This is a genomic window from Rhodococcus sp. NJ-530 (genome assembly GCF_003860625.1).
GTDB lineage: Bacteria > Actinomycetota > Actinomycetes > Mycobacteriales > Mycobacteriaceae > Rhodococcus_F > Rhodococcus_F qingshengii.
Genome location: NZ_CP034152.1, coordinates 2,795,361 through 2,818,948 on the forward strand (window position 1 = coordinate 2,795,361; position 23,588 = coordinate 2,818,948).

A 23,588-nucleotide genomic window follows, 5' to 3' on the forward strand; every position below is an offset into this window, starting at 1 on the left:
TGCTGACAGTACTTTCGAACAGGAGTCACTTGCATGACCTCGAGGATCGCTCGCGAGCCCTTGGCACCCGTCGCACAGTATCCACCCGATTTGGTGACGCATTATCGGGAACGAGGCTATTGGACTGACGAGACGCTGGCCGGATTCATCACGGCCGCGGCCGCACGGCATCCCGACAACGAAGCGGTGGTCGGCAGCGATGCCTCTGGCACACAGACACGGCTGACGTATTCCGACCTCGATCGTCGCAGCTCGGCCGTGGCCGGAGGCCTGTCCGGCTTGGGTGTTCGCGCCGGTGACCGGGTGCTTCTGCAGCTGCCGAACATCGTGGAATACGTCGAAGCATTGTTCGGTGTGTTGAAGCTCGGCGCCCTGCCGGTATTCGGGTTGCCGGCGCATCGCCGAACCGAAATCGGATACTTCTGCCAGTTCGCTGATGTCGCTGCCTATATCGTCGCCGACCGTCATGGCGGGTTCGACTACCGCGCGCTGGCGCGCGAGGTGAACGAAGGCCTCGAGACTCCGCCTGTTGTGATCGTGGCCGGTGACCCCGAAGAGTTTGTCGGTTTCGATTCGCTGCACGGATACGAGGTTTCCGTTCTTGCCGACGTCGATCCGTTGTCGGTCGCCTTTCTTCAGCTTTCCGGTGGCACGACCGGTGTTCCGAAGCTGATTCCGCGAACGCACGCCGACTACCTCTACTCGGTGCGAGCGTCCAACCCGATCTGCGGCGTCGACGACTCGACGCGCATGTTGGTGGTTCTTCCTGCAGCGCATAATTTTCCGATGAGTTCGCCGGGCATCCTGGGTGTTCTCCACGCGGGCGGCTCCGTGGTTCTGGCGCCGGACACCATGCCCTCCACAGCTTTCGGCCTGATCGAATCAGAGCGAGTCACGCACGCTTCCTTGGTTCCACCGATCGCGTTGGCCTGGATGGCCGCCCCCAGCAAGGCAGATCACGACCTGTCGAGCTTGCGGGTTCTCGGCGTCGGCGGAGCGAAGTTCAGCGCCGAAGCTGCCGCACGCGTACCCACGGAGTTGGGCTGCACCCTCCAGCAGGTGTTCGGGATGGCCGAGGGGCTGGTCAACTACACCCGCCTCGACGACACGCAAGAATTGATCGTCAGCACTCAGGGCCGGCCCATTTCACCCGACGACGAGGTTCGTGTGGTCGACGACGAGGGCGCGCTCGTCGCGCCCGGAACCACGGGGCACTTACTGACTCGGGGTCCGTATACGATCCGTGGCTATTACCGGGCGGATGCGCACAATGCCGAGGTCTTCGACGCCGAAGGTTTCTATCGCACCGGCGATCTGGTCAGCGTCACCGATTCAGGACATCTGATAGTCGAGGGGCGCGCAAAAGACCAGATCAACCGCGGCGGTGAGAAGGTTGCGGCCGAGGAGATCGAGAACCACCTGCTCTCGCATCCGGCTGTCCACGATGCGGCCGTCGTCGCCGTTCCCGACGAGTACCTGGGCGAACGAACCTGTGCTGTTCTGGTGATTTCCGGAGATGCACCGACCGTCGGCGAGATCAAGCGATACATACGAGGCCGAGGCGTTGCGGCGTACAAGGTTCCGGATCGAGTGGAGTTCGTGACCGAGTTCCCCGTCACCGGCGTCGGAAAGACCAGCAAGGCGGCCTTGCGCCGTGTTCTCAGCGAATCGATTGCCGCACAGACTCTGTCGAGTTGATCGGTTCCCACCCCCACATTTTCGAGGAGATTCATCATGGCGCTACCCACAGCAGTGCGATACGAGATGCCCACCGAGTTTCCGCAGAATCGGGTCGACTGGACTCTCGATCCTTCCCGAGCGGTGTTGCTTCTGCACGACATGCAGGAATATTTCGTGAACGCGTACGACCGAAGCGTCGACCCGCTCCAAACCGTGGTTCCGAACATCGACCGGCTTCGTTCGTCGGCGCGAGCTGCCGGAATCCCGATCGTCTACACCGCGCAACCCGGTGATCAGGATCCCGAGGAGCGTGCGTTGCTGTCGGATTTCTGGGGACCGGGTCTGAAGGCAGATCCCGCTCACACCGACGTGATCGCCGAGTTGGCTCCGCATTCGGACGACGTGATGCTCACAAAATGGCGCTACAGCGCCTTCATCAAGACGGATCTGCGTGAGCGGCTGCGCGAGAGTGGGCGTGACCAGCTGATCATCACCGGAATCTATGCCCACATCGGTTGCCTGACTACCGCTTTGGACGGGTTCATGCAAGACGTGCAGATCTTCTTCGTGGGCGACGCGGTAGCCGACTTCTCCCTGGACGAGCATGTCGGTGCGCTCGAGTACGCGGCCGGGCGCTGCGCCTCGGTCACCCGAACCGACGACCTGGTCAAGGCGATGAGCGCGGAAACGGTTTCGGCGTAGGCGTGAACGGCGACGGGTGCGCCACCCGTCGCCGTATTGTCAGGTGTGTGAAGACTCTGTTGGTGGTTCACCACTCGCCCTCGCCGACAACCCACGAATTGTTGGATGCGGTCCTGGCCGGGGCTCGCGATCCCGAGATCGAGGGCGTCGAGGTGAAGGTGATGCCGGCGTTGGCGGCGACGGTGCCCGACGTCCTCGCTGCTGACGGCTATCTTTTCGGAACCACCGCCAATTTCGGTTACATGTCGGGCGCGCTGAAATACTTCTTCGACACCACGTACTACCAATGCCTCGGCGCGGTTTCGGATCGACCGTACGGCCTGTGGGTTCACGGCAACAACGACACTGCCGGTGCAGTGTCCTCGGTGCGCAAACTCGCCACCGGGCTCGGATTGGTCGCGGTGGCGGATCCGCTCGAAGTGACTGTGAGCGTGGACAAATCTGTCCGCGATGGTTGTTATGAACTGGGCGGAACCGTCGCGGCAACGCTGATGGACTAGCCTTCACTTTCTCGTTTCGATTCACGAAAGAGACTGTCCCGCAAGCGGTTGTAGAAGCGCGTGGCCTCTGATTAACGCGTCGGGAGCCGTCGGTTCTCGGGTCACCGGCGAGGCGGATTCCCCGATTCATTGACATTTAGTTTAGGCTACCCAAAACGACGTTAGGTCACCCTTGGGTGACGTGTGTCCACAGACGAGGGGATCAGTGTGAGCGTTCTTCCAGGTTCGAACTCCGGAGCGGCGAGCGAAGCTACGTTTGCTCTCACAGGAGCTCAACTCGGGATTTGGAACGCACAGAGGCTTGATCCCGAATCTCGGAGCTACCTCGTCGGTGAGGTGCTCGAAATCTCGGGTGACGAACCGATCGACACCGAACTGCTGACAGCCGCCATCACGGCGACGATCGGTGAAGCCGAAACCATGCGGCTGCGGATGATCGAGACGGTGGACGGCCCGCGTCAGTACATCTCCGACGAGCCGGTTGGCATCATCCCGATCACCGACGTCCGTGACGAGCGCGATCCCGTAGCCGTGGCGCACGCACTGGTCGACGCCGAGCGCAGCCGGGCGTCCGAGTACTGCCGCCTGATGGTGGAGCGTCCGCTGTACACCTACTCGCTGATCAGGCTCTCCGATCGCGAGATCTGGTGCATTCAGCTCTATCACCACCTGATCGTCGACGGATACAGCGCAGCAATGATTTCGCGCCGAGTCGCCGCGCACTACACGGCCGCGAAGAAGGGAACCGAGGTCGCGCCAACGCGATTCGGTTCTATGACAGATCTGGTCAGCGAGGACGAGGCGTACCGGGCTGGCGAGCAGTTCGCGGAAGATCGTGACTACTGGCGTGATGTCCTGACGCCGTTGCCCGCGTTGGACGGACGCGGCCAGCAGGTCACCGGTCCGGCGGAACGAACGATCCAGGTTCGCGAGGTCATTAGTGCCGACGCCCTCAACCGCCTCAAAGAGGCGGCAGACGCGACGGGAACAACGTGGGCCGAGGCGCTGATCGCCTGCTACGGCGCGTTTCTCCACCGACTGCTCGGCGAGACGGATGTTGTCATCGCGATGCCACTCATGGCGCGCGTAGGCCGCACGGCACTCAAGACGCCGGCCATGGCAGTCAACGTTCTGCCTCTCCGGTTGACGATTCGCAGCCACGATCGACTCGGTGACCTGAGCAAGCAGGTGGCCGCCACGATGAAAAGCCTGCGCGCACACCAGCGCTACCGCGGTGAGAATCTTGCTCGGGACCTGGGCGTCGCCGGAACCGGCGCACTGCTTCACGGGATCGGAATCAATCTCAAGGCTTTCGACTTCGCCCTCGATTTCGCCGGCGCTGTGGGTGTACTGCGAAACGTCGCCGGGGGACCGCCGGAGGACCTGGGTTTGACGGTGACGCCCATTGCGGACGGCGAAGTTCTACTCGGATTCGAAGTGGACGCGCGTACCAATACTCGGGAATCGGTTCAACGTCGCCTCGCCGGTTTCGTCAGCATCGTCAACGCGATGGTCGGGGAGGGAGATCCTGCCGTCGGTCAGGTGGAGATGATGCCTGCGGCCGAAGCCGCGCGGATTCTCGCCGGCCGCGAAACTGCACCGCTGCCCGGCTCGGTCGAACTCGTTCCCGACGTGTTCGACCGCATCGTTGTCGAGCACGCGGATGACACAGTCCTCGTGTGCGGTGACGAACGTTTGACAGGCGCAGAACTCGGTGGCCGCGTCCACAAGCTCGCCCGGTTGCTTCGGGCCCGCGATGTCGGCCCGGACGACATTGTCGGACTTGCGCTTCCGCGTACTTCCGAGATGGTGGTGGCGCTGCTCGCGACATTGAACGCGGGCGCAGCGTACGTGGCCCTGGATCCGCAGCACCCGGCCGAGCGGTTGCGAGATCTGATCGACGACGCGCAGCCGAAGGTCGTGATCACCACTTCCACTCTGGCCGAGCAACTCGTCGGAGGTTCTCGGCCCGACCCCCTCGTCCTCGATTCCGACGCAGTCCGCGAAGAACTCCGTGCCAATTCCGAGCTTCCACTCGAACTCGGTGAACTGGCGACAGCACGGCATGGTGATCACCTGGCGTATGTCATCTACACCTCGGGATCGACAGGCAAGCCCAAGGGTGTGCTGGTCAGAGGCGGTGGATTGGCGCACCTGCTTCACCACCATCGCGCCACCATCTACCGGGACACCGCCGAGCGCGTCGGGAACCGCCAACTGCACACCGCGCACACAGCGTCGTTCGCCTTCGATGCGTCTCTCGATCAACTGTTGTGGCTGCTGTGTGGTCATCGGGTGCACGTATACGACGAGGAACTGCAGAAGGACGCGGTTGCTCTGGTCGCGGCGTTCGAGCGAGATTGCGTCGACGTGGTCGACACGACGCCGTCGATGGCGGCAGCGATGGTGGACAACGGGTTGCTGCGTACGCAGCGGTTGCAGCTCCTCGTCGTGGGTGGCGAGGCGGCACCGCCCGCACTGTGGGACGCGATCATCGAATCCGGTGTTCCGGCTCGAAACCTGTACGGCCCCACAGAAACGACGGTCGACGCGATCGCGACCACGGTCGAAGGTGCCGGACCGCGTATCGGGTACCCCCTCGCGGGTACCCGTGCGTACCTGCTCGACAGCGCGCTCGAGCCGGTCGCCGACGGTGAACGAGGTGAGCTCTACCTGGCCGGACCGCAATTGGCCAGGGGCTACCTCGGCCGCGCCGGCGAGACCTCCGAGCGTTTTGTCGCAGATCCTTTCGGGGCTCCGGGAGATCTGATGTACCGCGCCGGGGACGTGGCGCGGTGGGTGCCGGGGCGGGGCTACGACTTCATAGGTCGCAGCGACAAGCAGGTGAAGATTCGCGGACATCGAGTCGAGTTGAGCGAGGTCGAGGCTGTTCTCGGATCGGTACCCGGAATCGGCGCCGCTGCCGCGCTGATCCGTACGGATGGGGGACGGCCCAGCCTCGTCGGCTACGTTGTTGCCGCCGCCGGCGCGACGCTTCCGCCGCAGGAAGAATTGCGCCGTGACCTCGCCGGTCGCGTACCGGATCATCTCGTTCCCGCCGCAATCGTCGTTCTGGACGAACTGCCCGTCACGGTGAACGGAAAGCTCGATCGTGCGGCACTACCTGCCCCGGCTACCGAATCGGAAGGTCGCGCTGCATCCACACCACACGAGGAAATCCTCTGTGACGTGGTGGCCGAGGTGCTCGGCCGCGAACGCGTCGGCGTGGATGAGGATTTCTTCGGCCTCGGTGGTGACAGCATCACGGCAATCAGTGTCAGCAGTCGACTGCGGGTGCGTGGTCTGATCGTTGCTCCCAAAGAACTACTGGCACAGCGAGATCTGGGAACCATCGCCGCTGCGGCGCGTGAGATTGCCGATGACGCCGACGCCGTAGCCTCGGTTGCGGACGTGGCGACCGGCACCGTGATCGCCCCGCCGATCGTTCGAGCACTGATCGACAAGAATCCGACAGACGAGGCAATCGCGGGCTACGCGCAATGGACCGCAGTGCGCATCGACGACAGCCTTTCACTGGGTGACCTGCAGTCCGGCGTGCAGACGATCCTCGATCACCATGACGCTCTACGCCTGCTCCTGCGCCGTGACAACGACAGCGGCACTACCGAATTGATCGTCCGGGACGCCGGTGCAGTGCGCAGCGAGGGACTCGTTCGCGAGGTGTCCGACACCTCCGAGCCGTCCCGGATCAGAGAGCTCGCGGAGGCGTCGGCGGCGAGTCTCGACCCACGCGCCGGTGAACTCCTGCGAGTCGTACTGGTCAATACCGAGGCCGGTCGACCCGACCAATTGATCGTCGTGGCTCACCATTTGATCGTCGACGGTGTGTCCTGGCGAATTCTGCTTCCAGACCTCCACGAAGCTACCGATGCAGCGCGCGAGCGTAGGTCGGCCCGGTTGGCTGCAGGCGGAAGTTCGTGGCGTCGATACGCAGGGTTGCTCGCGGAATTCGGGGCCTCTGGCAGCAGGGCGTCAGAGCTCGAGTACTGGAAGTCCGCGTCGGTACAGGCGGACGACGAGCCGATCGGCAGTCGTCGTCTCGACCCGAAGATCGACGTGACCGCAACCGCCTCTCGCACGACAACCATTGCGCCCCGGCCGTCACCGACGCGCTGTTGACCACGCTTCCGGCGGCGTATCGAGCCAAGGCCGACGAAGTGCTTCTCTCGGGTTTGATGCTTGCCTTGCGCTCATGGCAGCACGGCCGCGGCCTCATCGGGCTGCCCGCGCAGACAGTTACCGTCGAAGGTCATGGCCGCGACGCGCTCACCAGCGACACCGACTTCGCCGGAACCATCGGGTGGTTCACCAGTGAGTTCCCCGTCCGGGTTCCCACCGATGCACTGCTCACCGCAGACGATCTTGCCGACGCACTGAGCGGCGGAGCAGCTGCGGGGCATCTCCTTCGTGCGGTGAAGGAGGCAAAACGCGCCGTACCCGGAGGCGGAGTCGGCTATGGAGTTCTGCGGCATCTGGATCCCGACACCGCACCTGACCTTTCCGCGTGCGCTACACCCGAACTGCTGCTCAACTATCTGGGCCGCTTCCCGTCCTTGCCCGGAACCGGATGGCGATTGCCGGAGCAGGATCCATTCGCGGTCATCGAGCCGGCGACGAAGGTTATGTCGGAAGTGCTGGCGCTCAACGCATTTGTCCGAGAGGACGACTCGACGACGCTGGCGGTCGAATGGACTGCGGCGGGTTCAGTGCTCGACGGCGCGACGATCGTCGAGCTGCAAGAGCATTGGGAACGTGCGCTCGCTGCCCTGACCGCGCATGCCGCGCTCTTCGAGGGTGGTTTGACGCCTTCCGATTGCTCGGCGACGATCTTCGGCCAGGGCGCGGTGGTCGATCAGGCAGGGATCAACGAACTCGAAGCCGTCCACGGACCGCTTGCCGACGTCCTTCCGCTCTCGCCGCTACAAGAAGGTCTCCTGTTCCATGCGGTCCGTGACGGAGCCGCAGACGTCTACACGCTCACTGCACGCTTCGACCTCTCCGGGCCACTGGACGAGGCGAAGTTGGCCGACGCGTTCGAGACCGTGATCGACAGGCACCCGAACCTACGCGCCGCGTTCCACTACGAGCAGTTCGCACGGCCCGTTCAGATCATTCCGCGCGGCGCAAAAGTCGAGTGGCGTTCGGTCGATCTGACCTCCGTTCCAGCTGACACTGCATTCCGCTCTGCAGATCAGCTCGAGGACGAGGCCGCCAAGCATGTCTTCGACGTCAGTACACCGCCTCTGCTGCGTGCACTACTGGTTCGGCTGCCCGGCGGGGTGCACCGTTTGGTCCTCAACGCGCACCACCTGCTCACCGACGGTTGGTCGACTCCGATCGTCCTGCGCGAGCTGATGAACGTCTACCACGACGGCGACACGCACCTCCCTGCGCCGACGCCGTATCGCGACTACTTGGCATGGATCGCCGGCCGTGATCAGGACTCTGCCCGCGCAGCGTGGAGCGAGCGTTTGCGTGGGCTCACCGCGCCGACTCTCGTTGCCGACGCCGGAGCGCCGCGAAGTGTGCCCGTCGCGCTCGAGGTTCCTCTCGCGACATCGGACGCCGAAGCGCTGATCGAACTCGGCCGTGCGCGAGCGCTGACGGTCAACACCCTGGTTCAGGGTGCGTGGGCAGCAGCGCTCGCCGAAGCGACAGGACAGTGGGACGTCGTGTTCGGGGCCACGGTGTCCGGCCGACCTGCCGAACTCTCGGGGGTGGAGGGAATGGTCGGGTTGTTCAGCAACACGATTCCGGCCCGCCTCGACATCGTCGCGCACCGGCCTTTGCTCGATCAGTTCGTCGGTCTGCAGAACGCCCAATTCGACATCGTGGACGTCGAACACACCAGTTTGGCCGAGATCGAACGCATCGCCGGAATCGGGCAACTGTTCGACACGCTCCTGGTGTTCGAGAACTTCCCGAACTCCGGTGCAGGACAGCCTGCATCGCACACCCTGCGGGTCGAGGGATTCACCAACCGCGGAGTCACGCACTACCCGATGACGTTGATGGCGCCGCCGAGCACCGGTCTGGATCTGGTTCTGTACTACGATCCGGCAGTTGTCTCCGACGCCACGGCGGAGCGAATGGTCACACGGCTCGCGGAGATCCTGCGTGGGTTGCTGACCGAGCCGACAGCTCCCGCATCCGCGGTGCTCACGGTAGTCCGACAGGCAGCGTCCGTTGCCGATGCGGTGTCTGCCGCGAAAAATGTCGCTGTCACGAAAAAGGTGGCCGCGCCCGATCCTGCGATCGATGTCGATCCCGCGGTCGTTGATGCAGTGTGCGCCTGTGTCGCAACGGTGTTGGAGATTCCCGACGTCGATCCGGGTGACAATTTCTTCACTCTCGGCGGTCACTCGCTCACTGCGATGCGGTTGGTGGGAAGCCTGCGCAAGCTGGGAATTCGCGTCGTCGTCTCGGATGTCTTCGACACCCCGACCCCCCTCGGTCTTGCCGTGGCCGCACGCGTCGATCGGACGAAGTTCTCGCCGGATTCGGTCGTTGGCGTCGATCGACCCGTTGTGACCGTGGCGACGTTCCGCGCCCCGGCGGTGGCGGGAAATCCTGATCACGAGCGTTACTGGGTTCGCACGCTCGCGGACCTGCCCCTCGAAACGGACCTTCCGTATGACCGCCCGCGCGGCGAAGAGTACCGCCCGCACACCTACCTCCGTCAGCTACGCGATGCCCGGTTCGGTGACGAACCAGGATTCGACGCGGTGCTGTTGGCCGCCGTGGCGGCGACGCTGAACAGCTTCGGCGGTGGTCGGGACCTTGCGGTCGGACTGGTCTCGGAAGGGACTGACACCCTGATTCGGGTCGACCTGTCCGGTCGGCCGAGAATTGCCGATGTCGTTCGGCGAGTCGAAAACGCTGTCTCCGAGGCACTTGCGCATTCCGATGTCAGCCTCGACCGAATCGCCGATCTACTCGGGCGTCCGACGAGCAGCCTGTTCGCTGCCCGTGTCGGTCACTCGCCCGGAAAGAGCGTCGACCTCGAATTCGTCCGAACCGCAACAGAACTTCGATTGACGGTTGATGCCGGGCTGTTCGACGCCGCGACTGCGGACGCATTGCTCGACGGTGTGATCGCGGTCCTCGGTCACGAAATCAGCACTGTCGTCGCGGATCTGCGACTGGCGGAAAACAAGCCGGATCGCGACCCGGGCCGACGCGCGACGCCGCCGTCGGGGATCTCGCAGTTGTTCGCTCGACACGTCAGCCGTCACCCCGACGACATCGCGGTGATCTCCGGCGAGGTCGGAATTACCTACGGGGAACTGTCGGCGCGCGTCGACGAGCTGGCCCGCGAACTTCTCGCGGTCGGCGCCGGACCCGAGAAGGTAGTCGCCGTCGCGCTGGATCGAAATGCGGATCTGGTGGCCGGACTGCTCGCGGTACTGCGCATCGGCGCTGCGTACCTGCCACTCGACGTCGATTACCCGTCTGAGCGGCTCGAGTTCATGATCGAGGACGCGGCTCCGGTGTGTGTCCTGACCAGTATCGACAGCGCCGGGCAACTTCCGTTGACGGTCGCCACGAGTGTCTTCGTGGACGGTGAGTTCACCAACTCGGGTGTCGTGCTTCCTCCGCCGCCCGCGGCGGGTGATCACCTCGCCTACATGATCCACACCTCCGGTTCGACGGGTCGCCCCAAGGGCGTGATGGTCTCGACGGGCAACCTCGCAGCCTTCGCGGACACGGTACTCGAGGATTGCTGGATCAGGCCGGGCGATCGCATCGTCGCGGTGACAACGGTGTCGTTCGACATCGCGGCACTCGAGTTGCTGTGCCCGCTCGCGGCGGGCGCGACTGTCGTGATCGCAGACCGCAGCACGGTTCGCGACTCGGATGCGTTGTCGGCGTTGATCATCGCAAGCGATGCGACAGTGATGCAGGCAACGCCGGCGCTGTGGCGAGTGGTCACCGAACACGAGAACTCAGTCGGACTTGCCATGGTGCGAGCCCTGGTGGGAGGGGAAGCCCTCCCGCAGGATCTGGCCGACGATCTGGTGGCCAACGCTGCTTCGGTCCGGAATGTCTATGGACCCACCGAGGCCACGGTGTGGGCGACATCTTCGGTCATCACGACCGGCGACCGAGTCACGATCGGTCAGCCCTGGACCGATGTGCACGTGCGAATCCTCGACGACGACCTGCGTGAGGTTCCGGAAGGCGTTGCGGGCGAGCTGTATCTGGGCGGTGCGCAGGTGGTCCGCGGATACCTGAACCGCCCCGATCTGACCGTCGCTCGGTTCGTCGCCGATCCTTCTCTGCCGGGGGCACGCCTCTACCGCACCGGCGATCTGGTCCGACGCCGGCGAGGGGTTTTGCACTTCCTTCGTCGTGCGGACGATCAGGTGAAGGTTCGCGGTTTCCGCATCGAGCTCGGCGAAGTCGAAGGCGCGCTCGGATCGGTGGCAGGTGTGTTCCGCGCGGCAGCCACCGTTCGCGTCGATGCGGCGGGTACCGGAAGTTTGCACGGGTATGTGGTTCCCGAAGGTGCAACCACGCTCGATTCGGTACTGGTGCGCAAGGAGATTGCGCGGCTCCTACCCGAACACATGGTGCCGCAGACCATCACGGTGCTCGAGGCACTACCACTCACCCTCAACGGGAAGGTGGACCGGAAGGCATTGCCCGACACCGCGCCGGATCGCGTGCAGAGTCCGCTCGTGGCCGTCGATGCGGATCGTCGGGCACGGCTCGAGTCGCTGAGCCCGGGCTGGCAGGACGTGCTACCACTCGGTCCCTTGCAGGAAGGCATGTACTTCCAGTCGGTTCTCGACGGCGCCGGCGGCACGGATGTCTATCACATGCAGCCGCGATTCGAGTTCTCCGCCGATGCCGCCGTCGACGTTCGCTCACTCCGCGCAGCAGGGGATGCGCTCTTGCGACGCTATCCGAACCTGCGGGCCGGCTTCACACACGCCGGGTTCGACGCTCCGGTGCAGTTCGTGCCCAGGGAAGCCGAAATGCCTTTCCGCGAAATCGATCTGAGCGCAGTCGCACCCGAGGACTTGGATATCGAGGTCCGCGCCGTCGACGAGGCCGAATTCGGCACGCTCTTCGACTTGAGTGCACCACCACTCATTCGAATGGTGCTGGTCTGGTTGCCAGGTGGGGGAGCACACCTCGTCTTCACTCAGCACCACCTGCTGACCGACGGTTGGTCGCAGACCTTGATGTACGCGGAGTTGTTTGCGCTCTACGAGTTTGCCCGCACACACGGCACTGACCCGGTCGGACTCGACGGCGCGCTCGACAAGCCTGCGGACTTCCGTGATCACCTGCGATGGATCGCCGAAGCGGATCGCACGGACGCCATCTCGTCTTGGAAGGACTACCTCGCGGATCTCGAGCAACCCACACTCGTGGGTGGTACGGGATCAGGCGGACGCGCTCCGTTGCCGGTGTTCACCCGGGTTCAGCTCGAACAGAAGATCACCGAGCACGTACGCGAGCTGGCCAGACGTAGCGGAGTGACGCTGTCCACCGTCGTCTCTGCGGCGTGGGGCCTGGCATTGCGCGCCGTGACGGGCCGTGACGACGTGGTCTTCGGATCGACGGTTTCGGGACGTTCACCCGAGGTCGAGGGCGCCGACCGCATGGTGGGATTGGCGCTCAACACCATTCCCGTGCGTGTCCGGGTCCGGCCAGGCGAGGAGATCTCGGCGTTGCTCGGACGCCTGTTCCGTGAACAAGGTTCGCTGCTGGGGCATCACCAGCTCGGGCTCGGCGACGTGCAGCGAAGCGCTGGGTTCGCAACACTGTTCGACACGCTCTACGTCTTCCGCAACACGCCTCGTGACGAACAGGCACGTCGAGACACGTTCGGGCGCAGTGGAATCGTCGGGTTCGACGCAGTGGACGGCACCCACTATGCGCTCACGCTCGACGTGGATCCGGGTGTCGGGGACGCGGCGATGGCGCTCACACTCGAAAACCGTCCTGACCTGATTCCGCACGACGTGGCTCAGGACATCCTGTCCCGCACCATCACGATTCTCGAAGTGATGGCGAATTCCGATACCGCCACGGTGGCGGACACGGCGGTTCCGCTTTCGCGCACCCCCGCGGAATTCGCTTCGGAGCACGTCGTGATGCCACGGCCGGACCAGGCCGGCGGTAGCGTGGACGCACTACTGCGCGAAAGGGCAGCGGCAACTCCGGACGAGACGGCGCTGGTCTTCGGAGACGTCACACTGAGCGCAGCCGAGATGAACTCTCGGGTGGACAGACTGGCACGGATACTCGCTTCGGCGCTGGGGCAGTCGGTACCAGGCGGGGGACCGACCCGTGTTGTCGCGCTCGCGCTTCCGCGTACTGCCGATCACGTCGTCGCAATCTTCGCCGTCATGAGAACCGGAGCGGCCTACCTTCCCTTGGATCTGGCTCACCCGCCGGCACGCCTGCGCGAACTCATCCTCGACAGCGATGCGGCGCTGGTAGTCACCACGACTCAGACGCGTGACCTCGTTGTTCCCGATGGACAGCCATGTCTGGTCCTCGACGACCCGGACGTGGCCGGGGTACTCGACGGGCAGTCTTCGGCACCAGTTGTCGACGAGGCTGCGGTCTGCGGGCCGACCTCACCGGACCAGCCTGCCTACGTCATCTACACCTCGGGCAGTACCGGAAAACCCAAGGGCGTCGTGGTGGGTCACCGCGGGTTGACGACGATGTATCACAATCACAAGGCCGAGATATTCACTCCGACCGAAAACAGTGTGGGTGGCCGACGTCTGCGCATCGCGCATACAGTCTCGTTCTCGTTCGACATGTCGTGGGAGGAACTGTTCTGGTTGCTCGCGGGGCACGAAGTTCACGTGATCGACGAGCAGGCGCGACTGGACCCCGCGTCTCTGGTGAAGCATTACCGCGAAGTCGGTATCGACGTCGTGAATGTAACCCCCTCGTATGCACGGGAACTGATGGCCGCCGGTCTCCTCGACGGTGAGCGGACGCCGGTGTTGGTGATGCTCGGCGGAGAAGCTGTACCTGCCGAGTTGTGGTCGCGATTGCGCGATCAGGACGGTGTCGACGGGTACGACCTTTACGGGCCGACGGAGTTCACGATCAACGCGATGGGATCCCCGGTTCAGGGGAGCGAGACACCCTGCCTGGGTCGTCCGATTCTGAACGCGTCTGCGCGGGTATTCGATTCGGGTCTGCGGGAGGTACCGATCGGAGCGGCGGGCGAGCTGTACATGTCCGGAGACGGAACGGCGATGGGTTACCTTCACCGGACCGCGTTGACCTCCGCTGTGTTCGTTGCTGATCCCTACTCCGTCGGCAAGCGCATGTACCGCACGGGCGATGTCGTACTGCGTCGTCGCGACGGTGAACTCGAATACCTGGGTCGCGCGGACCATCAGGTCAAGATCCGAGGCATTCGGATCGAGTTGGGTGAAGTGGAATCCGCGTTGGCGTCGTTGCCGGGAGTGTTGCGAGCGGCAGCGTCCGTCCGTAGCGAAGGCGGTGCGCCGCCGAGACTGGTCGGCTACGTCATCGAAGAACCCGGTGCCGATTCAACCGATCTGCGAGCTGCATTGCGGGAACGCCTACCGGCACACCTGGTTCCGTCGGACATCGTCCTCGTGGACTCGATCCCGCTGACGCCCAACGGAAAACTGGACCGCGGTGCGTTGCCGGCGCCCCCCGCCCGAGCAGCGGCCCGAGCACCGCGAACCGAGATGGAAAGGCAACTGTGCCAGGTCTTTGCGCGGGTACTCGGCGTCGAGGCAGTCGATCCCGAAGAGAGTTTCTTCGATCTCGGCGGCGACTCGCTTCGAGCTATGCGACTGGTGGGGGAGATGGAGCACGACCTGTCGGTGAGCGTCGGTGTGGGAACGCTGATGGCCCGTCCGACAGTCGCCGAGCTCGCAGCACACCTTGACGAGTCGGCGTCCGAAATCGATCTGAGTCGTGATCGCCTCCTGACACTGCGAGCCGAAGGCAGCGGAGAACCACTGTTCTGCGTGCATCCGGCCGGTGGATTCGCTTGGCCCTTTGCGCCTTTGACCGGTGTTCTCGAGGCCGACCGTCCACTGTTCGGCCTGCAACTGCCCACAGTTGCCGGGGAGCCACTCGAACCGACGAACGTGGACCAACTGGCAGCGATGTACGTCGACACGATTCGCGGCGTGCAACCGAGCGGGCCGTACCACCTGCTCGGCTACTCGTTCGGTGGCAACGTCGTTGCCGCGATGGCGGCTCAGCTGGTCGATATCGGCGAGACGGTGGAGTTCGCCGGTCTGATCGATACTCATCCACTGGGAGATCGTGACGATCACGGTCGCGACGATTCCGACGACCGAGATCTGGCCGCCGCCCTGCCACCCGAGATCCTCACTCAGGCACCGGGACTGGTCGACGCTGTTCGGGCGGGTTTTGATGCCACTCGTTTGCTCGTGGCCAGTTCGACCGACACAACCTACGACGGACCGGTTACTCTGATCACCGCCGACGCCGAGGCGTCCGGACAGCTGCTGGCCGATCGCTGGCGCAGAGTCCGCGGGGACCGGGACATGGCAGTACACCATCTGCCGTACGACCACGCCGGATTGGTGACCCCAGCCGGGTGGGCGGCGATCGCCCCGCTGCTCGACAGCCATTTGTCGAAACGCACGGCCACATAGTTCGAAAACCACACAGTTGAAACACAATGGGAGCTCAATGATGAAGTCCACACCGCCCCTCGCGATACGGAGTTGGCGACGATTCGTCGCCATCGCAGGGTTGCTGATCGTCGCACTCGTGGCGATGATCGGTTGCAGTAGCGATTCGAACGACGAACCGACCAAGGCTGCAGAGCCCACGACCCGCGTGATCGAAACCGAGAAGGGCTCGGTCACCGTGCCCGCGTCGGCGGAGCGCATCGTGGTTCTGAGCGGCGGTCTCGCCGGATACCTGTACGCCCTGGACGCACCGGTGGTTGCCACCGATACCCGCGTCCTCGGTGTCACGAACCTCGACGGTGGATTCCCGCCGGCTTGGGCGGACGCCGCAAAGGCGCAGGGCACCAAGGAATTGCCGGCCGGCGAGCAGCTCAACATCGAAGCCGTCGCGGCGGCTGAGCCCGACCTGATCATCGGCGGTGGCCAGGGAATCACCTCCGTTCAGTCCGAGGAACTCTACGATCAGCTCACTGCTATCGCACCCACCGTCTTGGTCCCCAAGACGGTCGCCGCGTGGGACAAGCAGCTCGAAATCGTCGCCGACGCGGCGGGCCGTTCCGACCAGGTTCCGGCGCTGATGAGCGCATACGAGGACAAGGTCAAAGAGGTCAAGGGCAAGATCAAGGTTCCCGAGGGCAACGTCGTCTACTTCCTCTCGGTCTCGAGCAACAAGCCGTACCTCGTTCCGCCGACGGCCGCGCTGCCCGCGATGCTCGCCGAGCTCGGTTTCAAGGCCGACGACGTCATGGCCAAGGCCGGCAACCCGCAGCTCTTCGGCTCGGGTGACTCGTTCGAGGTCAGCCCGGAACTGCTCTCGCAGGTCGCCGATGCTCCTGTCGCCTTTGTGATTCCGGTGTCCGGTCGCCCGATGGCCGAACTTGCCACCGATCCGCTTTACTCGCAGTTGCCGTCCTTCAAGGCAGGCACGACGTTCGAGCTCCCCGCCAGCAGCTACCGTCCTGACTACGACGGCGCAATGGCTACCCTCGACCTGATCGGCCAGACCTTCGCATGACTCGATTCGGTGGGCTGGTGATCGATGTTTCACCCTTGCGGACCAGCCGTCCCTTCAGGTACGCCTTTTCCGCGCGATTGATCTCGCTGCTCGGGATCGGACTGCTCGTCGTAGCCGTCCCCGCGCAGACGTACCAGCTCACCGGCTCGACCTTGCTGGTTGCCGGAGTGTCCACGGCGATGGCCATCGCCATGTTCTTCGGCAGCCTGTTCGGCGGCGTGCTCGCTGACCGTTACGATCGGCGACGCACCATCCAGTTGGCCCGCAGTGCTGCGGGTCTCGGCTTTGTCATTCTCGGGTGCAACGCGCTCTTGCCACACCCGTCGATGTGGGTCATCTACGTCGCGGCAGCTGTCGACGGCTTGGCCGGCGGTGTCAGCAGCTCGGCCTTGATGGCTTTGATGCCGACGTTGTTGCCGCGCAACAAGATGGCTGCGGCCGGCGCTTTGGTAGCGCTGACCACCGACATCGGGACGATGATCTCGCCGGCAATCGCCGGCGTGATCATCGCCTCCGGCGGCATTCCCGCGACATACTTTGTTGCTGCGGTGGCCACCGCAGCAACTGTCACGTTGTTCCAAGCCATCGGCCCTTCTCCTGCACCGGGCACGAATCACGAAAGCCCGATGCGCGCGCTGGTGACCGGCGTGAAATTCGCCGGCACGCACACAGTCATTCGCGGCATCCTGATCAGCGGTCTGTTGGTCATGTTCGTCAGCGGGCCGATGGTGTTGCTGCCTGCCTTCGTCGACCAGGTTCTCGGCGGCGGACCCACCATGCTCGGTCTGCTCTACGGCGCCCCCGCTGTCGGCGCTGTGGTCGGTTCCCTCACCAGCGGTTGGACCGGACGAGTCCACCGCAACGGCGCCGCGATGTTGATCTCTGTTGCGCTGATGCCTCTCGGCCTGGTGGTACTGGGTGCGTCGGGAGCAGCGATTGTCGCGTTCCTGGGCCTGGCCGGATTCGGCCTCGGCCGCGCACTCAACGACATTCTGAGATTTGCAGTCCTTCAACAGAACACGCCGGACGAATTGCGCGGACGCGTGTCCAGTCTGTGGATGGTGCAAGCCGTCACGGGTACGGCGATCGGTTCGATGGCAGCCGGGTTCCTCGGGCAGTGGCTCGAGCCTGGCGCCGCGCTACTGGTCTTGGGGCTCGCCGGTGTGACACTGGGCCTGGTGCTCCTGGCAGCATTGGGTTCGGTGCGCCGGGTAACTTCGGAGATCAACGAAGTCGATCTCTCCGAAAACACTGTGCCGGTGGGGAATGCTCCGCCGGAAAAGGAAGGTAGTTCATGAACCGAGGAGACCACCTCGCGACCATCGCCGAAGTTCTGGCGGGAACCACCGGCGCAAAAGTGCCGTACCCCATCGGCATTCGCGAACTCGAAGTTGTTCGCAGCGAAATGGTCGGGACCGGACTGTTGCGTCTGACCTTGGGTGGACCGGAGTTGGCGGGCTTCGAATCGCACGCTCCCGACGAGCATGTTCGCCTGGTCTACCCGGATGCAGACGGAACTTTACGTCTACCCGAACGCGACGGATTCAGCCTGAAGTGGCCTCGTCCATTGCCGATCTCGCGTGAGTACACCGTCCGTCGATACGACGCCGAGGCGGGGGAGCTGGACCTCGACTTCGCGCTCCACGATGGTGGGTACGCCTCTGATTGGGCTCAGGCGGCCACCGTCGGTACTCGGGTGCACGTGGCAGGTCCGCCCGGTGGCGTCGTGGTTCCGTGGACGTACGACCGCTATCTGCTGGCCGGTGACATCACCGCCCTTCCTGCCATTGCTCGTTGGCTCGAGATGATGCCCGCTGCTGCCGCCGGGTGGGTGTTCGTCGAGATCACCGACCCTTCACAGGAAATCGAACTCACTGTTCCGGAAGGCGTCGAGGTGCGATGGCTGCACCGCGGTGACGTCCCAGCCGGTCACTCGGATCTGCTCGAGCAGGCAGTACGGACGGTCACCGTGCCCGAGGGCGAGCGTGTCTACGCCTGGATCTCCGGTGAGGCCACCAGTCTCAAGCCGATTCGCAGATTCGTGCGCGACGAACTCGGCCTGAGTTCGGGCGACCACCTGATCACGGGCTACTGGAAGCGCGGAGTCGCAGACTTCGACGAGGACGACGACGACCACTGAACATCGGTTGATGCCGGTTTCGGCATCGTCACCGCGACAACGAGTCCGACAATCGCAACGATTGCCGCCACTCCGAAAGCTGTGGCGAATGCCGAGTGCTGGGGAAGGCCGCCGGATGAAGTCGCGCTCGCGATGATCCCGGCGGCAATTTGGGTTCCCACAGCAGAACCCAGCGATCTGGCGATCGTGACTATTGCCGTCGTGACACCTACGCGGTCTGCCGGTGCGCTGTCGGCGGAGATGACGAACACTGCCGTCGACGCGGCGGCAACGCCGGTACCCGCAAGGATCAGCACCACAACGATCTGCCACATCGTTGTTGCAAAGACCCCGACGGCGCCGCTCAGGCCGAGGAAGGCAACTCCCGCTACCGCAATGGCTTTCGTGCCGACCCGTTGTGCGAGCTTTCCGGAAATCACCGACGCGATCACCGCTGCGCCGTAACCGATGCACAGCAGGATTCCGATGGCACTTGTCGATGCACCGCGGCCGAATCCGCTCTCTGCCGGCACGGCGAGTTGTTGCGGAAGTAGATAGACAACAGCGCCGTAGGTGAACCCGAAAACCACGCCGACGACCACGGCGCTCCACATCGAACGATGCCACATCATCGTCAGGTCGACCATCGGCTCGGTTGTCCGGCTCTGATACCTGGCCCAGATCGTGAACACGGCAGCGGAAGCGAGAACCAGCAGCATCGACGTCGGTGCGCCCCACCCGTTGCTCGATGCGCTCGCCAACCACGCCGTCAGCGTCAATAATCCGAGAGCCAATCCAGCAGCTCCTGGCCAATCGAGTCGGCCGCCGACGTTCGACATGTGATCTCGTGGTGTGCTCACGGCAAAAGCAATTGCGCCGAGCAAAACGAACGCGGTCGGAACTGCATACATCGCGGTGCGTGAGACATTTTCCGCCACCGGTCCCGCCAGCACGACTCCCAGAGCGCCGCCGGCCACTACGACAGCCCCGAGCAAACCCGTGGCCGTCTTCAGTCGGTCCGAGGACAAAGTGCGTCGTAGGACCACGAAGCTCACGGGAAGCAACCCGATTCCGAATCCCTGGAGAAATTGGCCGAGGACGAACAGCGGGAAGATCGTTGCGAGAGCGGACACGCTGCCGCCCAGGACAACGATTGTCGTGATCGCGAGCAAGGTGGGGCGGGCGCCGTACACGTCGGCTATTCGCCCGGCCATCGGCGTGACGAGGACAGTGCTCAACGTCAGAGCGACGGATGCGAGCGCTCCGATGTCGGCCGTCACTCCGAAGTCTCTCTGTATCAGGGGGAGTGCGGGGACGATGATGCTTTCGAGCGCGGCCACGGCAGCGATCAGCAGGGTCAGGCTTGCGATAGTTGCTACCGGTCGCGGCTGATTGCCGGAGACGCTCTCTGTGGTCATCGTGCTCTCTTTCGATCGGGGAGTGAGGAGCTTATGGACGCGACGAAACGCCGCCCCTCCAAGAGCCCGGAAGGGTTGTGGCACTGGATATATCGGGCTGTGAAGTAGACCGTCTCTTTATTTCGTTACGCGTACCGTTATTGTGGAGAAATGTAATGCGATTCAGCGCACAAAGCAAGGGTCGGATGGGGTGGAAATGGTGCCATGTATCGCCAGATCGCAACGGGCAGACTTTTGCTGCTACCGTCGGTTGGTGTCAGGCGATGTGACGATGGGGCTCATTTCTCGATGAGCATGACGCTGGTCACCAAAATGCTTCTCCGAGCAGGGAGTTCATCTGCCGGACACATCCAAGGTCCCCGTTTGAATGCCGGGTTTGTTAGCTTTCTGCCTGTGACGCGACGTCACGGAAAGTTCACGAATCACGGAGGATCATCATGGGTTCTATTTCAACGATCATCGGAATCTTCGAGCTCTACAAGCTTCTCGAGCCGCTGCTGAGCTCGCTGAGCTGATTCAGGTGTGATTTCGCTGTTGAGCCGGGGCGCCGAGGGACTCGGCTCGACAGCGGATCTCGAGGATCCGGCGCGATCAGGACCCGTGGAACGGATGTCGGCACCGGCAGAATTCCATCGCTCCGGTGTAGTGGTCCATCACCAGGATTTCTGCACACCGAGCGGGCTGCGGTGCGAACCTGAGGCAGCGCTCGATCCAGCCGCGCTCCAGCGAAGGGGCGGGGTGCGCGCAGTTCCCGCATCGGCCGGGACGTTCGGCGACACGTACGGAACCGTAGTGCTCCGGGGGCATGCCAAACATCTTGGTGGTGCGATGTTTCCAGGGCAATGGTTCGGCTCGAGCGGAAGCTATGTCACGAAAGCCCGGCGGCGATATGCGAGGACCGAACCCGTTGAGCTGCGCTACCTGGATCCCTGATAATCCGATTGCCCAGACTGAGTTTTTTGGTGCAAGTTGCGGCTACTGCGCTGACGCCCAGAAATTCTCGGACTATCTGGGCAACGATCATGTGGTGGTAACCGCGAACAGAATCCGATCCGGCTCGCGTTGCATACGGGTGATCGCGACGCGGCCCCCGATCCAAGCACCAAGTGCACCAATCGCAACAGCGACAGGGATGGCGAAATAGTTCACCGGGTTCGGTAGCAGCGCCCCGAGTAGAACGCCGGGCGCCGTTGTCGCGGCGAAGATGACGATGGCGAGGATGATCAGTCCGAAGGACGAGCCGTTGAAGGACCCGCGGGTGTTGAAGGAGAACGTCTTCTTCATCTCCGGAACCGGGTAGGGCGCTTTGGCGGATATCGCCACTACCAATCCTGCACCGACTCCCATCATCGAAATGCCGACGGCGATCGGCACGGCCAGTCGGTCGGTCCCGAGGTCCCCGAAGATCCGTACAGCAGCTGTTGCGACGACCACGAAGGGTGTCATCACGATTGCCCACGCGATTTGTCGGCCCCGGACGTCAGCGGCAGCGGCTTCGGGGATCATCACCAGATGCCAGATCGATGCGCCGTCGAATCCGTACAGATTCGATCCGGCTGCCATTGCCAGGTAGATCAGGAACCAGGCACCCCATGCGGCGGAGAAGGGGATCGATGACGAGATCAGCGGTCCGAAGCCGGAGACCAAGGTCATGATGGCAACGGAGAGCAGTTGTGTTCGTCGGCGCATGTCTCCGTGCCAGAGCGAAAGCTCGCGAGAGATGACGGTGCCCAGTCGGGATGCGCGCCAACCGGTTCGAATGTCGCGGCCCTGGTTCTTCAATTGCACGGAAGTGGCGCCCGCTGATTCTGCGACCTTCCCGTTGAAGTAGCGAACGACCAGGCGTTGCCATGACCACAGCAGTGCGAGATCGACCAGCACCAGGGCGAGGACTGCTCCGGCGGCGAGGAGCCAGGCGCCTCCTGCTGCTGCGTCGACACTGGTGATTCCCCACGCGAACGGGATCGAATGCGCGATCGTGAGCGGCCACGTGACGTCGCCGTCCACGACCGTGCCGAGGCGACTCTGCAGCGGAAATTGCAGCAGATACAGTCCGCCGAAGAACGTGCCGAATGCCAACAGTCCCAGTTCGCGGCTGCGACGACTCCGCAGGAGCTGCGGCATCGCCAGCATCGCGACCCGTGAGGTGCCGACAATGAGCAGGACCGTTGCGGGCCAAGCGATAATGGCCAATGGCAGTGCGGCAGGGTGGTGTGTAGCGGCATAAATTGGAATCGCTGCGGCAGCCAACGCGGTAATCGGCACGGTCATACCGACCAGCGACGTCGAGAACAGTGCTCTGGCGAGTCGGACGGGTTCCAGGGGGAGTAGTTGGAAATGTCTGGGGTGAAGATTGTCATCTGACAGACCAGACATGATCGGCATCAAGATCCACGTCACGCCGATAGCCGAAAGTGCGAGACTGGTTGTGCCGCTGACGAGATCGGGAGAAACGCCGTTTGTTCCCGAAGCTCGTAGGCACAGTAGCGCTGCCCCCAGAACCCCGAACAACGCTGCAATGACCTTGATGACAGCTCTTCCACCGGTGAACTGACGTTTGTAGAGGGTCATGCGCATGCGGAGAACAGTGCGCCACACAGAGACCGACGGGTTCCAGTGTGTCGGTGAAAAGCTGGTGGTGGTCATGCGCGCATCCATGACAGTCCGTCGGGACTGGGACTGCGGATACCGACCAGGCGAACGAATGCCTCGTCGAGAGTGTTGCCTGCGCGCACCTCGTCGACCGTTCCTGAAGCCACGACGCGACCGTCTGCGATGACTCCGATGTGAGTACACAGTTGTTCGACAAGGGCCATCACGTGACTGGAAAGAATGACCGAGCCACCTGAGTGGACGAACGAGAGCAGAATGCTCCGAATTCCGGCCGAAGAAATGGGGTCGACAGCTTCGAACGGCTCATCCAGTACCAGTAAGCGAGGGCCGTGCAACAAGGCCGAGGCCAACCCGATTTTCTTCGTCATGCCCGCTGAATAATCGGCGATGACCGTTCCACCTGCATCGGCGAGATCGAGCGCGGCCAACAGTTCGTCGCGTCGTGACGCGATGACGTCCTCTGGCATACAGCGCAGTCGCCCGAAATAGGTGAGTAGTTCATGACCGGTGAACTGCGCGGGTAGCGCCAAACCGTCGGGTAGAACGCCGAGCAGACTCTTCGCTGCCACAGGGTCGTTCCACACGTCGTAGCCGTACACCAGGCTGCGACCGTAGTGCGGGCGAAGCAATCCGACAGCCATCGACAATGTGGTCGTTTTTCCCGCACCATTCGGGCCAACCAGACCGAACAACGAACCTGAGGGCACCGCAAGAGAAAGGTCGTTCACAGCAACTTTCGCACCGAACGCCATGCAGAGGTGTTCCACTTGCAAAGCCATCGGTCCGGGAGGTAACTGTCCTGTCTCGGGGAGAGGGTGCATCGATCGAGGGTAA

At 63.5% G+C, this 23,588-nt stretch carries 12 protein-coding genes; 9 read left to right on the plus strand and 3 right to left on the minus strand.

The features are described 5' to 3' along the window. Positions 1-33: 33 nt before the first annotated feature. From EHW12_RS13230 to EHW12_RS13260, 8 genes are all read left to right on the plus strand, one after another. Positions 34-1,698, plus strand: a complete 1,665-nt coding sequence (locus EHW12_RS13230; protein ID WP_125050966.1) for a (2,3-dihydroxybenzoyl)adenylate synthase — start codon at positions 34-36, stop codon at positions 1,696-1,698. 36 nt (positions 1,699-1,734) lie between these two features. Beyond that, positions 1,735-2,382 carry an isochorismatase family protein gene (locus tag EHW12_RS13235; RefSeq protein ID WP_003942132.1) on the plus strand — a complete coding sequence of 216 codons (648 nt, stop codon included), beginning with the start codon at positions 1,735-1,737 and terminating at the stop codon, positions 2,380-2,382. A 47-nt stretch (positions 2,383-2,429) separates the two neighbouring features. Further along, positions 2,430-2,882: a flavodoxin family protein gene (locus EHW12_RS13240; protein WP_003942217.1), complete on the plus strand. Its 453-nt coding sequence runs from the start codon at positions 2,430-2,432 to the stop codon at positions 2,880-2,882. 207 nt (positions 2,883-3,089) lie between these two features. Further along, the gene (locus tag EHW12_RS35220; RefSeq protein ID WP_277426210.1) at positions 3,090-7,022 is read left to right on the plus strand and encodes an amino acid adenylation domain-containing protein; all 3,933 of its coding nucleotides are present in this window, start codon (positions 3,090-3,092) and stop codon (positions 7,020-7,022) included. Next, the gene (locus EHW12_RS35225) at positions 7,019-15,550 is read left to right on the plus strand and encodes a non-ribosomal peptide synthetase (protein ID WP_277426212.1); all 8,532 of its coding nucleotides are present in this window, start codon (positions 7,019-7,021) and stop codon (positions 15,548-15,550) included. The genes EHW12_RS35220 and EHW12_RS35225 overlap by 4 nt, the downstream gene beginning before the upstream one ends. 40 nt (positions 15,551-15,590) lie before the next feature. After that, positions 15,591-16,604, plus strand: a complete 1,014-nt coding sequence (locus tag EHW12_RS13250) for an ABC transporter substrate-binding protein (protein WP_003942170.1) — start codon at positions 15,591-15,593, stop codon at positions 16,602-16,604. 17 nt (positions 16,605-16,621) lie between these two features. Beyond that, a complete protein-coding gene (gene entS / locus EHW12_RS13255) occupies positions 16,622-17,902 on the plus strand; it encodes an enterobactin transporter EntS (RefSeq protein ID WP_241199159.1) in 1,281 nt (426 codons plus the stop codon). Beyond that, positions 17,899-18,744: a siderophore-interacting protein gene (locus tag EHW12_RS13260; RefSeq protein WP_020907492.1), complete on the plus strand. Its 846-nt coding sequence runs from the start codon at positions 17,899-17,901 to the stop codon at positions 18,742-18,744. The genes entS and EHW12_RS13260 overlap by 4 nt, the downstream gene beginning before the upstream one ends. Here EHW12_RS13260 and EHW12_RS13265 read toward each other — a convergent pair. Beyond that, positions 18,693-20,141 carry an MFS transporter gene (locus tag EHW12_RS13265; RefSeq protein WP_007735130.1) on the minus strand — a complete coding sequence of 483 codons (1,449 nt, stop codon included), beginning with the start codon at positions 20,139-20,141 and terminating at the stop codon, positions 18,693-18,695. The two genes, EHW12_RS13260 and EHW12_RS13265, sit on opposite strands and share 52 nt — an antisense overlap. Before the next feature lie 522 nt (positions 20,142-20,663). On the opposite strand from EHW12_RS13265, the gene EHW12_RS13270 reads away from it, so the two are divergent. After that, a complete protein-coding gene (locus tag EHW12_RS13270; protein WP_030535571.1) occupies positions 20,664-21,074 on the plus strand; it encodes a hypothetical protein in 411 nt (136 codons plus the stop codon). 87 nt (positions 21,075-21,161) lie between these two features. Here the strand turns inward: EHW12_RS13270 and EHW12_RS13275 are convergent, their stop codons facing one another. Next, on the minus strand, positions 21,162-22,787 hold the full coding sequence (locus EHW12_RS13275) for an ABC transporter permease (RefSeq protein ID WP_125050970.1): 1,626 nt from the start codon (positions 22,785-22,787) through the stop codon (positions 21,162-21,164). Continuing rightward, positions 22,784-23,575, minus strand: a complete 792-nt coding sequence (locus EHW12_RS13280; protein WP_064112777.1) for an ABC transporter ATP-binding protein — start codon at positions 23,573-23,575, stop codon at positions 22,784-22,786. The genes EHW12_RS13275 and EHW12_RS13280 overlap by 4 nt, the downstream gene beginning before the upstream one ends. Positions 23,576-23,588 lie beyond the last annotated feature (13 nt).